Raw genomic sequence first — 11,358 nt, 5'->3', positions numbered from 1 at the left:
GGATCAGCCCTTGCACTTCTCGGAGCCGGTGACCTCGCACACGTGGCGGACACCGTCGTAGTCGGAGTCGGACGCGGCGACGACACCCCAGGCACGCTCGTCGGTGATGCGGCAGTCGTCACCGGTGCAGAACCCGGCCGCCTCGAGGCTGTCGGCGTTGAGCTTCTCCTCGAAGACGGACTTGAGCTTCGCAACGTTGTCGGCACCGAGGGTGTTGTTCGCGGCGAAGACGGAGCCGGCGATCATCTCGGACTTCCACACGGTCTTGAGCTGTCCGGGCTCCAGGTCGCCCTTCTCGATCATGGTCTTGTCGACCATGGTGTCGAACGCGAAACCGGCGTCGCAGTCGCCGGCGGCGATGGCAAGTGCGGACGCGTCGTGGCCGCCGGCGTAGATCGGCGTCATCGCCGCGGAGATGTCGGCCTCGGAACCGGACTTCACGACCCCGGTCTCGATCAGGCCTGCGCTCGGGTAGAGGAACCCGGAGGTGGAACTGGGATCGACGAAACAGACCTTCTTGCCTGCAAAGTCGGCGAGTCCGTTCACGGAAGCGTTGTCCGACTTGGCAAGTCCGTAGGACTGGTAGCCGGGCTGGGCACCCTCGGCCTTGATCACCGCGCCGAGCGGGGTGAGGTCGGCACCGTTGATGCCGGCGACGACGTAGGCGAACGGACCGAAGAAGGCGAGGTCCACGTTGCCCGCGATCATGCCCTCGACGACGCCGGCGTAGTCGGACGCCTGCACGAAGTCGACGGTCGATCCGGTCTCCTGCTCGATCAGCTTGATGACCGGGTCGTAGCTGGCCTTGAGATCGGTGGAGTTCTCGGCCGGAATCGCGGCGAGGGTGATGGTCTCGGGGAAGCCCTGCTCGGTGGTGGCGGCCTCGGCGGAGTCGGATCCGGAGCAGGCCGAGAGCGTCAGAGCGAGCCCGGCGAACCCAGCGACGAGCGCGGTGCCGGTACGGCGGTGGCGAATCTTCATGGGGGAGAGGTCCTTCGGATGTGTCGAGTCAGGCGGGGAGGATCAACTGCGGGAACTCGGCGACGGAACCGAGTACGTGGGTGGCGCCCGCGGCGCGGAGTGTGGGCTCGTCGTGGGCTCCGGTGAGGACGCCGGCGACGACGGAGGCACCGGCTCGCAGACCGGAGACGATGTCGCTGGAGGTGTCGCCGAGGACCGCGACGTTCGCGACGTCGACACCGCCGGTGCGCATCAGCGCGGTGAGGATCATGTCGGGGAAGGGGCGTCCGCGGCCCGCATCGGCGGGACAGAGGACGAGATCGGCGATGTCCTCCCAGCCGAGGGTGGCGAGGATCCGCTGCTGGGTCGAGCGGCTGAATCCGGTGGTCAGCGCGACCTTCACGCCCGCCGAACGCAGTTCGGCGATCGCGTCGGTGGCGCCGGGCACCGGGGAGATGCCCCCGTCGACGAACTCCTCGTAGGCCTTCTCGAAGGCGATGTTGGCCTGTTCGGCACGCTCGGGGGTGCCGAACAGCGCGGTGAACACCTCGATCTTCGATTGCCCCATCGTGTCGAGGACGTAGGTGCGGGCCTCGTCCCGTTCGGGTCCTTCGACGGGGAGACCGACGGCGGTCGCGGCCTCGTCGAAGGCCCGGACGACGAGGCCGTCGTCGGTGACCGTGGTTCCTGCCATGTCGAGTACTGCCAGGGCTGTGCCTGTCACTGCTGCCATCCTTCGGATCGGGAAACTGTCGCAGGAGGCCGGGCTTCCCGGCGTCGCGGATCACCTTGCGGCTTGGTATAGACCACGATTCGGACACGGGTTGAACAGCAGCTGAACAGCAGCGGGCATCTTGGTATAGACCGTCGGCTGCTAGGCTCGGGCACATGACAGCGGCCGCCGAACCCCGGGTGCTCAAGCATCAGGTCGTGCGCGCACAGATCGAGAAGAACCTGGACGGACTCGCCCCCGGCGACCCCGTCCCGTCCGAGCGGGAGCTCGCCGAGCGACACCTGGTGGCCCGGGAGACCGTCCGACAGGCACTCCGCGAACTTCTCGTGGCCGGCCGGGTCGAACGACGTGGCCGCACCACCGTCGTCGGTCGACCCAAGGTCGTGCAGCCGCTCATGATCGGCTCGTACACCGAGGACGCACTCGCCCGCGGTCGTACCGCCGGCCGCATCCTCGTCGGATGGACCGACCTGGTCGCCGACGACGAACTCGCGCAGCAGCTCGCGATCCCCGTCGGGTCGCCGGTCCTGGAACTCGAGCGCGTCCTCACCACCGACGACACCCGGGTCGGGCTCGAGACCACCCGCCTGCCCGCGGACCGGTATCCCGGACTCGCCACGAACTTCGATCACCGGTCGTCGCTGTACGCCGAGATCCGCGCCCGCGGCATCGAATTCGCACGCACCACGGAGGTCATCGAGACCACCCTGCCCGACGCTCGCGAGGCGGCCCTGCTCACGGTGGACGCCCGCACCCCGATGTTCCTGCTCAACCGCGTGTCCTACGACCAGAACGACGTTCCCATCGAGCAGCGGCGGTCCCTGTACCGCGGGGATCGGTTGACCTTCACCGCCAGCCTCACCGCCTAGGCCGGGGGCATAGGGTCGACCCATGCGTCCCACAGCACTGATCACCGGGGCCGGACGCGGTCTCGGCGCCGCCATCGCCCGTGAACTGGCCCCGACCCACGACCTGTTGCTCGGCGGCCGGACACCGGAGTCCGTCCGCACGATCACGAAGGAACTGGGATCCGCCCGGGCCTGGCCCGTCGACCTCACCGACCACGACGCCCTGGCGGAGGCGGTCGCCCACATCGACCGACTCGACGTCCTGGTGCACAACGCGGGCGTCGCCGAGGTCGGAACGATCGCCGACACCCCGATCGCCGCGTGGCGGCACATGTACGAGGCCAACGTCCTCGCCGTGGTGGAACTGACCCGTCTGCTGCTGCCGCGGCTCCGGGATACCAACGCCCATGTGGTGCTGATCAATTCGGGTGCGGGGCTACGATCGAACCCCGGCTGGAGCGCCTACGCGGCGAGCAAGTTCGCGCTGCGGGCGTTCGCCGACGCCCTCCGCGCCGAGGAGCCCTCGCTGCGGGTCACCTCGATCCACCCGGGGCGCATCGACACCGACATGCAGCGCGCCATCGTCGAAGCCGAGGGCGACGACTACGACCCGGACGGATTCCTCACCCCCGGAACCGTCGCGTGGGCGGTGCGCAACGCCGTCGAGACCCCCCGGGACGCGCACCCCACCGAGATCGTGCTGCGCCCGAACCCCCGCTGACCGCTCACCTCAGGGAGGCGGTGCGCTCCCGCAGGAGGGCGGCGAGACGATCTGTCTCGCGGTCCGGGAACCCGATCTCCCCACATCGATCTGCCCAGGACTCGGCCGCGTCGGCAACAGCATCGATCATCCGGGTCAACGCCCGCTCCCGAACCCCGAGCCGAATCCCGGCGTCGACGAAGTGCTCTCGACGCAAACGGTTTCCGCGCCCGTAGAGGGTCAGCGCCATCGGATCCCGCCAAGCGGTGTACGGCTGCGTGGACAGCAGGTCGTAGGCGGGAGTCGGCTCCCACATCCCGTCGGGTGCATGGATCGAGAGGTTCTTCCCGTGCAGGTCACCGTTGCCGATCAACCAGGAGAAGACCACGGTCCGCAGCAACTCCAGCATCGCGGCCACCCGTGATCCGCCGCCTCGAGCGCAGGCGTCGGAGAGGGACACGATGACCGATTCGGTCTTGAGCCGGTACTTCGAGGCGGGGTAGAGACCGGCGACCTGGCAGGCGTCCTCTTGTGCGATCCGGGTACTGCCGCGGCGATCGAATCGAGCGACTAGCAGCCCGCTCCTGCCTTCGGCGTCACGGATGAGCCGGGTCTCGGGGACCCGGAGGCCGCACGCAGCAGCCATCCGCATGAAGAAATGCTCGTTCTCCGACAGGCGAGGAAATCCGGTCGGAGGGGTCAGTTTGAGAATCGCCGGGCCGGCGGGCGTTCGCGTGGGAACCGACCACATCGCGGCACTGACCTTCGGCTGGACCCCGGCGAGCGCGACCGGATCGGCATCGACCGAGCCGGCCAGTCGCTCGAACACCTGACGAAGGTCGGTGCCGTCGCCGGGGGAGAACATGGGGACCGGGTCCGGGGGCGCGGTGCCCGCAGGCACAACCCGCACATTGCCCACCGCATCCGCACCAACCGCAAGCAGGAGCGTGAGGTGGTCGTCGACCGAGGTCTTCGTCGACGTCAGCACCGCTCCCAGGCGCACCCCCTCCGGCAGCAATCCGGCGAAGTACGGCGGTACCGCCCCGCCCGACGTCAGCAGCGGATAGCTCCCGTCCGCGAGGAGCGACCACGAGACCGAGTCGTCACGGATCCGTGGTCCGGCAACGGGGCGGTCGGGCAGGTACTCGAACACGATGTCGTCGGTTTCAGTGCGGGTGAGCGCCGCGACCACGGTGCCGTCGAGATAGACGTCGGCGGCCTCGACACCGCGGAGGTCGACGGTCATCGTCGGGCCTCGGCATCGGCCGCCGACATGGGCTCGAGGGCGAGTCCGAGGACCTCGGCGATTTCGACAACCGAGGCCAGCTTGGTCGAGCCGGTCCCGTACTCGAGCGACTGCACGCTCGAGCGCGAAACCCCGGCCAGGTCCGCGACCGCCTGCTGCGTCAAACGGAGCTCGACTCGACGGCGAGCGAATGCCTCACCTATGCGTGCAATTTCAGGCATAGGTGAGGTTCGTGTGGGGCTGCTCCTACGTGCACGGGCCATCGCCGCTCCTATGCCTTGTTTTTCAAGCATAGCTTTGCGGAGCTCTTCTTCGCTTCATTCACGGTCCACTGTGCCTCGGATCAGAGGCACAAGGATCCGGCTACTGACGCTCCACCAGGACGCAGCGTGCACGCGTGAAGATCGTGGGCATGCACTTGTTGCAGTGGATGCACAGCGACCGGGTCTTCTCGTCGGCCACGATCCGGTTGATCAGATCGGGCTCCCGCAGCAGCGCACGGGCCATCGCGACGAACTCGAAACCCTCCGCCATCGCCGTGTCCATGCCCTCCTTGTCCGTGACGCCGCCGAGCAACACCAGCGGCATCGCGACGGCGGCCCGGATCTGACGAGCGGACTCGAGCATGAACAGCGGCTCGTACGGGTACTTCCGGATGAACTGCTTGCCGACCATCTTGACGCCCATCCGGACGAGCGGCTGCTCCATCGCCTTCGCGAACTCGTGCACCGGTGCGTCACCGCGGAAGAGGTACATCGGGTTCAGCAGGGAACTGCCCATCGTCAGCTCCAGCGCGTCGAGGCTGCCGTCGGCCTCCAGCCACTGCGCGACCTGGATCGCCTCGTCCACCCAGAATCCGCCGGGGACGCCGTCGTCGATGTTCAGCTTGGCGAGGACCGCGATCCGGTCCCCGACCGCTTCCCGCACGGCACGTGCGGTCTCGAGGACGATGCGCGCCCGGTTCTCCAGCGACCCGCCATAGGAGTCGTTGCGGTGGTTGGTCTTCCGGCTCAGGAACGAGCTGGCGAAGTAGTTGTGGCCGAAGTGGATCTCGACGGCGTCGAATCCGCCCTCGATCGCGAACCGTGCGGCGTCGGCGTGCGCGGCGGTGATCCGCTCGATGTCGCCGAGGGTCGCGGCCTTCGTCACCTTCATGCTCATCGGGTTGAACGACGTCGAGGGCGCCAGCGCGGTGTGCCCGTTGGACTTGGCGTTCGCGACGGGGCCGGCGTGCCCGATCTGCGCCGACACCGCGGCGCCCTCGGCGTGGATGGCGTCCGTGAGGCGACGCAGACCCGGCACCACGTCGGGCCGCATCCACAGTTGTCCGTACTCGGTGCGACCCTCCGGCGCGACGGCGCAGTAGGCGACCGTCGTCATGCCGACGCCGCCGACGGCCACCTGCCGATGGAAGTCGATCAGATCGTCGGTGACCAGGGCGTTCGGTGTCCGGCCCTCGAACGTCGCCGACTTGATGATGCGATTGCGCAGGGTGATCGGGCCCAGCTTCGCGGGCGCCAGCACGTCGGGGTGGGTCACGTGAAGATCCTTCGGTCTCGGGGTGGACCGAGCCTAGGACAATTCCGTTACCAGTGGAACCGTAATTGCCACTGAGTGGGAGAAATTTCGCCTCGTGCGCCCGCCGCGGACCTGACGCGCTGTGGGCGCAATGTCACAGTGTGTGCGTTCGATGCGCACGATGTGACATTGCGCCCACCCAGCGAGTGCCCCGGTCAGACCAGGGCGACGGCGGCGAAGGCGGCGAGCGCCACGAGCGCGGCGCCGGTCACGGACTGCACCCGACGGTCGACGACACACATCACCGACAGGAAGCCCGGCATCGAGCCCCCGCGGCGGGTGTGGACGATCGCGGCGAGGCTCGGCATGCACCGGCCGAGCGAGACCACCGTGAACATCGCAGCACCGAGGGCGGGGGAGCCGACGGCCAGCACACCCAGAACCAGCAGATAGTAGGCGCTGGACCGGATGAAGATGAGGAAGCCCGGACCGATGATGGCGCCGAACAGCAGCGACACCTTCCACGGTTCCATCGTCCTGCGCAGGTGCCGCGGCAACTGCTGCCGCCGCATCGGCGCGGGCATCGTCAGGACACCGAGCTCGTGCAGTCCGTACGCCAGCGCAAACAGCGCCCACCCGAACAGCATCCAGGTCACCGACAGGTGACCGGACACCAGCGATCCGAGTGCGCCGAGCGCGGCGCCGGTGACGGCGCCCGTCGTCACCGAACCGAGTGCGTGCCAGGCCAGCCGGCGGACCGGCGTCGAGGTGCCCTTGCGCCCGGGCTGCTTCGGTGCGGCGACGACACCCGCGACGGACATCCCGCACGTGGACCAGTTCGCGGCGAGCGACGTCACCAGCCCGGCGCCGACGACGGCAGCGGTCAGTGCGGTCGAGGTCGCCGGGTTCGCCAGGGTGGCGACACCGGCGCCGACGGCACCGGCGGTGGCGATCAGGCCGAGGCGGGCGGGCGCCGCGACCGCGTCGCCGAGTGCGGGCCGGATGTCGGGCAGATCGGTCTCGATCGGCCCGTGATTGAGGACGGTTGTCATCGATTACCTCCAAGGTCGTTGCTGAAGTCGAGTTCTCACTCGACCGTGACGGTGCCCGTCATGTACCTGTGCACCGAGCACGTGTAGACGTAGGTTCCCGCGCGGTCGAAGGTGTGCCGGAACGTTCCGACACCGGTTATGCCGCTGTCGAATTCGCCGTCCACTCCCAGGCGGGGCTCCGATGCGACGTGGTGCAGGACGCCACCGTCGTCGAATCTCCACTCGACGGTCCCGCCGACAGGGACGGTGACGTCCGCCGGCCCGAACTGCACGTTGCTGATCTCGATCACCGCGTCCGGCCGGACGTCGGCCGAACACCCGGCGAGCAGGCCGGCTGCGACGACGGAAAGCGCGAACCTCCTTCCGATCACGTTGTGGCGCACTACTGCACGATCACCGTGCCGACCATCATCGGGTGGGGCGTGCAGTGGTACGTGTAGGTCCCGGGATCCTCGAAGGTGTATTCGTAGGTGCCCTCGGTGAGCAGTTCGCTCTGCAGGACTCCGTCGAGTTCGCCGTCACCCGAGACGTCGTGCGGGAGGCCGTTGTCGTCGAACCGCCACTGCACGGTCTGCCCGGCCTCGATCGTCACGGACGCGGGGGAGTACGACATGTTCTTCACGTCGATCACCACCGCGGGCTCGGTGCCCGCGTCGGCCGACCCGCACGCGGTCAGGCTTGCGGCCGCGGCCAGTGCCGCGACCAGGGGGAGCAGTTTCTTCATCGGGGGTCCTCTCAACGGATGTACCGCAGGTTCGCGGTCATCCCGGCTTCGAAGTGATAGGCGTTGTGGCAGTGGAACATCCACTCACCCGGGTTGTCGGCGTCGAACTCGACGGCGAGTTCGGTGCCGGGCAGGACGTTGACGGTGTCGCGCCGGAGCCCGCCGTAGTCGGGGACGGCGAAGGTGTGGCCGTGGGTGTGCATCGGATGCCACATCGTGGTGGTGTTCGCCATCGTGATGCGGATCCGCTCACCCTGACGCATGACCAGCTTTCCGGCGTCCCGCCCGGCCATGCCCCAGACGTACCGGTCGCCGGCCTGGATCAGCTCGACGCGGTAGTCCCGGTCGGGCGACCGGGTGTCGAGCCGTACGGCCTCGGCGGGCCGCAGCGCGCTCTCGGGCAGCAGCCGCCCGGAGAGTTCCGGAACGGCGCCCCCGACGTCCGGGTTCGGGAGCGGGGCGGCGTCGGTCGACCGCAGGACCGTCGACGCGTACCCGTCTCGACCCTCGACCTTCGCGACCACCGGCCACGCACCCGATCTCAGGGTGACGAGCACGTCGTAGCGCTGCGCCATCCCGACGATCAGGGTGTCGGTGGTGGTCGGCACGACGTCGAATCCGTCGGCCGCGATCACGGTCAGCTCGTGGCCCGCGACCGCGACACGGTACGGAGTCTCGGCCGCCGCGTTGACGATTCGCAACCGGACCCGGGCACCCGGCGCCGCGGTCACCACCTCCGGGTCGTTCGGCGGGCGCCCGTTGATCAGGTGCAACGGGTACCCGATGTGCTGGGTCATCCCGCCCAGCGGCTCTGACGACCCGTGCCCGCCGGCGACGAACGACTGTGCGACACCGAGGGAGTCGGCGGTGTGCACCATCGGCGCCGCGCCGCCGCCGTGCCCGGCGTGGCCACCGCTGATCTCCGGATTCAGCGCCATGAGAACGGCGTCGGGTGTGGTGCCGAGTCCGTCGACCCAGTCGTCGAGGACCAGGACGGCGTCGACGTCCGCTCCGGACGCGTCGTTCGGGTCCTCGACGACGAGGGCACCGAACAGGCCACGGTCGGCCTGCAGTCCACTGTGCGAGTGGTACCAGTGGGTGCCGGGGTCCGGGACGACGAACTCGTAGCCGAAGTCGGTGCCGGGACCGATCGGCGCCTGCGTGGCGGGTGCGGCACCGTCCATGTCGTTGCGGATGCGGATGCCGTGCCAGTGCACCGTCGTGTCGGCGGGCAGTTCGTTGCGGACCGCGACCTGCATCCGGTCCCCGGCGGTGACCCGCAGTTCGGGGGCCACCGCCTTCCCGCCGTAGGACCAGGTGTCGACGAACCGGCCACCGAGGTCGACGGTGGCGGGCGCCGCCGTCAGCGCGAACGCCGCGAGGCGACCGTTCCAGCCGCGGGCCTCCTCCGCCGCGGCGATCTCGGGATCGGTGGGGGTGATGTAGTGCGGCGGCGTGGAATCCGCCGCCTCGACGAATCCACATGCCGTGGTACCCATCCCGAGGGCCCCGATTCCGAGCGCTCCGAGGGAGCCCAGCCGCAAGAAGCCGCGGCGGTCGAGGACGGGCCCACGGCGCGTCATTCCAGCACCTGCGGGGTGAGCAGCGTTCCCGCGTCGTCGACAGTGCCGGTGACCTCGACGGAACTGACCTTGTCACCGGTCGCCGCGTTGACACCGACGATCGTCTTCGCGGTCTCCCCGTCCACCTCGGGCCCGTCACCGAGCACGTACAGGGTCTTCCCGTCGACCGAGAACGCCGTGCTGTCGATCCCCGTCAGCCCGAGGTAGGCGAGATCGAGCGTCCTGACGGGCGCGAACGTGACCGCGTCGTGCAGTTCGAGTTTCACGACGCTTCCGCCGCGGGCCGAGTCCGGGTGGATCGCGCTGTCCGTGTACTCGATCGCGAGGCGGGTGCCCGTGTTGTCGATGACGTTCTCCGAGAAGCGTCCGCCGTCCTGCCCTGCGTTGCCGATCGGGGCGACGGTCTCGGTGGGCAGGCCGTTGGAGAAATCGAAGACGAAGACGTCGCCGTTCTCGCTGACGAGCAGCGCCTTCTTCGCGTCCGCCGCCCACGTGACCTTGCGGGCACTGACGAAGTCCTCGGGAAGCACCTTCGTCCGTTTCGTCTCCGACGGGACGCCTGAGTCGTCGATGGAGATCTGGATCAGCTCCCGGGTCTCCTCGCAGACGCTGTAGAGCTCGTGCCCGTCGAGCCAGGTGAAGGGACCGCACCCGATGATCTGGACGGCGCCGCTCTCCTTCTTCGCCTCCAGATCGACCACCCGGACGCCGTAGAGCCCGTCGTCCCAGGTCACGAAGTACTTGCCGTCGGAGGTGACGGCATTCGAGCCGGGCCGCGAGTGCACACGGGCGTAGTCGGGAAGCAACGCCTCCGACGGTTCGAGGAGGTTGCCCGAGTAGGTGCTGACGGCGAAGGTGGCGGCCCCACGGGATCCGCGGGGGCGCCACACCTCGGCGGCGAGAACCGCCGGGTCGCTGGAGGATTCGCCGACGAACCCGTGGATGACCGGATCCCAGATTCCCGGGCCCACCACGAATCTGCTACCCGCGACACCGGTCGCCGGGTCGAGGGCGTTGACACCCAGCTCGAGCTTGCCGAAACCACCTGCGACGACGAGGAGATCGGTGGACTTGATCGGGTCTATCTCCCCGACGTGCACCGGCTCCGGGATGGTGTCGCCGATCTCCTGGTCGTCGTGCCCGAGGGAGATCCCCTCACCGGGTGCGGTGAACGGGACCGTCGGGTACGTGACCTCGCCGGCGGCGCTGTCGTCGGAGGAACTGCACCCGGCCACGGCGAGGGTCGCGACGAGGGGGACCGCGACCGCTGCGGAACGGGAGAGACGACTGGTACGTGAGTGGTTCATGCTCCGGCACCGACCTTCGGGCGCTCGGCCGGACGGGTCTGGCAGTCCTCACCGATGATCGGGGCCATCGTGCACGTGTAGGCCTGGGACTCGTCGGAGACGCACCAGATGATCTCCTGGTCGTAGCTGCCCGACACCGGGTTGTACATGACCGCCTGCATGTCCGGTTCACCACAGAACGCGTTCGAGCACGAGGGTGCACCACAGCAGTCGTAATACGCGATGAGATAGGTCTTTCCGGTGTCCGGGTTGGTGCAGCAGCCCACCCAGAACTCGGCACCGGGCTTGGAACCGGGCGCGCACGTCGTGACACCGCCACCGTTGCAGGCGGCGCACGAGGTGCCGTCCATGTTGCACCAGCGCCAGTACTCGCACTCGGCGGGATCCTTCCCGTCGTACACCGGCACCAGCGGCTCCGGCGCTTCGGGAGCGGGCGCGGGAGCTTCCTGCGCCATCGCGCTGCGCGTCACGGGAAGCGAACTGATCAGGGCCACACCGGAAACGCCCATCGTCCAGCGTCCGACGCGGCTGAGCATCGAGCGGCGCGACACCCGTTCGGACAGGGTGCGCCCCGTGCGGCTCATGAACGTGCCGCCCTTGCCCGCCATCCACGCGGCCTGTTCCTTGACCGTGTCCTCGTCGACCGGATACCTGTTCTCGGTCATGTCATGGTCTTCCATGGACGTG

At 68.7% G+C, this 11,358-nt stretch carries 13 protein-coding genes; 2 read left to right on the top strand and 11 right to left on the bottom strand.

Going from position 1 to position 11,358, the window contains the following annotated elements:
• Positions 1-3: 3 nt before the first annotated feature.
• Both ACFSJG_RS09365 and ACFSJG_RS09360 read right to left on the bottom strand, forming a co-directional pair.
• Complete coding sequence (locus tag ACFSJG_RS09365; protein WP_378484924.1) at positions 4-981, bottom strand: phosphate/phosphite/phosphonate ABC transporter substrate-binding protein; 978 nt, start codon at positions 979-981, stop codon at positions 4-6.
• Positions 982-1,009: 28 nt separating this feature from the next.
• A complete protein-coding gene (locus ACFSJG_RS09360; protein ID WP_378484923.1) occupies positions 1,010-1,684 on the bottom strand; it encodes a phosphonatase-like hydrolase in 675 nt (224 codons plus the stop codon).
• Between the two features lie 164 nt (positions 1,685-1,848).
• On the opposite strand from ACFSJG_RS09360, the gene ACFSJG_RS09355 reads away from it, so the two are divergent.
• A complete protein-coding gene (locus ACFSJG_RS09355) occupies positions 1,849-2,562 on the top strand; it encodes a GntR family transcriptional regulator (RefSeq protein WP_378484922.1) in 714 nt (237 codons plus the stop codon).
• Positions 2,563-2,584: 22 nt separating this feature from the next.
• Positions 2,585-3,262: an SDR family oxidoreductase gene (locus ACFSJG_RS09350; RefSeq protein ID WP_378484921.1), complete on the top strand. Its 678-nt coding sequence runs from the start codon at positions 2,585-2,587 to the stop codon at positions 3,260-3,262.
• Between the two features lie 4 nt (positions 3,263-3,266).
• On the opposite strand, the gene ACFSJG_RS09345 is transcribed toward ACFSJG_RS09350, so the two are convergent.
• The 9 genes from ACFSJG_RS09345 to ACFSJG_RS09305 form a co-directional block, all read right to left on the bottom strand.
• A complete protein-coding gene (locus tag ACFSJG_RS09345; protein ID WP_378484920.1) occupies positions 3,267-4,487 on the bottom strand; it encodes a type II toxin-antitoxin system HipA family toxin in 1,221 nt (406 codons plus the stop codon).
• Positions 4,484-4,708, bottom strand: coding sequence for a helix-turn-helix transcriptional regulator (locus tag ACFSJG_RS09340; protein ID WP_378484919.1), 225 nt, complete (start codon positions 4,706-4,708; stop codon positions 4,484-4,486). Before ACFSJG_RS09340 ends, ACFSJG_RS09345 begins: the two co-directional genes overlap by 4 nt.
• Before the next feature lie 142 nt (positions 4,709-4,850).
• Positions 4,851-6,026 carry an NADH:flavin oxidoreductase gene (locus ACFSJG_RS09335; RefSeq protein WP_378484918.1) on the bottom strand — a complete coding sequence of 392 codons (1,176 nt, stop codon included), beginning with the start codon at positions 6,024-6,026 and terminating at the stop codon, positions 4,851-4,853.
• 194 nt (positions 6,027-6,220) lie between these two features.
• A complete protein-coding gene (locus ACFSJG_RS09330) occupies positions 6,221-7,057 on the bottom strand; it encodes a methylamine utilization protein (RefSeq protein ID WP_378484917.1) in 837 nt (278 codons plus the stop codon).
• A 35-nt stretch (positions 7,058-7,092) separates the two neighbouring features.
• Positions 7,093-7,440 carry a cupredoxin domain-containing protein gene (locus ACFSJG_RS09325; protein WP_378484916.1) on the bottom strand — a complete coding sequence of 116 codons (348 nt, stop codon included), beginning with the start codon at positions 7,438-7,440 and terminating at the stop codon, positions 7,093-7,095.
• Complete coding sequence (locus tag ACFSJG_RS09320) at positions 7,440-7,781, bottom strand: cupredoxin domain-containing protein (RefSeq protein WP_378484915.1); 342 nt, start codon at positions 7,779-7,781, stop codon at positions 7,440-7,442. The genes ACFSJG_RS09325 and ACFSJG_RS09320 overlap by 1 nt, the downstream gene beginning before the upstream one ends.
• Before the next feature lie 11 nt (positions 7,782-7,792).
• Entirely contained in the window at positions 7,793-9,364 is a 1,572-nt protein-coding gene (locus tag ACFSJG_RS09315; RefSeq protein WP_378484914.1) for a multicopper oxidase family protein, read from the bottom strand.
• Positions 9,361-10,671, bottom strand: a complete 1,311-nt coding sequence (locus tag ACFSJG_RS09310) for a hypothetical protein (RefSeq protein ID WP_378484913.1) — start codon at positions 10,669-10,671, stop codon at positions 9,361-9,363. The genes ACFSJG_RS09315 and ACFSJG_RS09310 overlap by 4 nt, the downstream gene beginning before the upstream one ends.
• The gene (locus tag ACFSJG_RS09305) at positions 10,668-11,351 is read right to left on the bottom strand and encodes a methylamine dehydrogenase light chain (protein WP_378484912.1); all 684 of its coding nucleotides are present in this window, start codon (positions 11,349-11,351) and stop codon (positions 10,668-10,670) included. The genes ACFSJG_RS09310 and ACFSJG_RS09305 overlap by 4 nt, the downstream gene beginning before the upstream one ends.
• Positions 11,352-11,358 lie beyond the last annotated feature (7 nt).

The organism is Rhodococcus gannanensis (assembly GCF_042681175.1).
Taxonomy (GTDB): domain Bacteria; phylum Actinomycetota; class Actinomycetes; order Mycobacteriales; family Mycobacteriaceae; genus Rhodococcus_G; species Rhodococcus_G gannanensis.
This window is presented reverse-complemented; position numbering and strand designations above follow the sequence as displayed.

Coding starts and splice junctions, on each gene's coding strand:
- ACFSJG_RS09355 (WP_378484922.1), top strand. CDS start 1,849: ATGACAGCGGCCGCCGAACCCCGGGTGCTCAAGCATCAGGTCGTGCGC.
- ACFSJG_RS09345 (WP_378484920.1), bottom strand. CDS start 4,487: ATGACCGTCGACCTCCGCGGTGTCGAGGCCGCCGACGTCTATCTCGAC.
- ACFSJG_RS09305 (WP_378484912.1), bottom strand. CDS start 11,351: ATGGAAGACCATGACATGACCGAGAACAGGTATCCGGTCGACGAGGAC.
- ACFSJG_RS09320 (WP_378484915.1), bottom strand. CDS start 7,781: ATGAAGAAACTGCTCCCCCTGGTCGCGGCACTGGCCGCGGCCGCAAGC.
- ACFSJG_RS09330 (WP_378484917.1), bottom strand. CDS start 7,057: ATGACAACCGTCCTCAATCACGGGCCGATCGAGACCGATCTGCCCGAC.
- ACFSJG_RS09310 (WP_378484913.1), bottom strand. CDS start 10,671: ATGAACCACTCACGTACCAGTCGTCTCTCCCGTTCCGCAGCGGTCGCG.
- ACFSJG_RS09340 (WP_378484919.1), bottom strand. CDS start 4,708: ATGCCTGAAATTGCACGCATAGGTGAGGCATTCGCTCGCCGTCGAGTC.
- ACFSJG_RS09365 (WP_378484924.1), bottom strand. CDS start 981: ATGAAGATTCGCCACCGCCGTACCGGCACCGCGCTCGTCGCTGGGTTC.
- ACFSJG_RS09350 (WP_378484921.1), top strand. CDS start 2,585: ATGCGTCCCACAGCACTGATCACCGGGGCCGGACGCGGTCTCGGCGCC.
- ACFSJG_RS09315 (WP_378484914.1), bottom strand. CDS start 9,364: ATGACGCGCCGTGGGCCCGTCCTCGACCGCCGCGGCTTCTTGCGGCTG.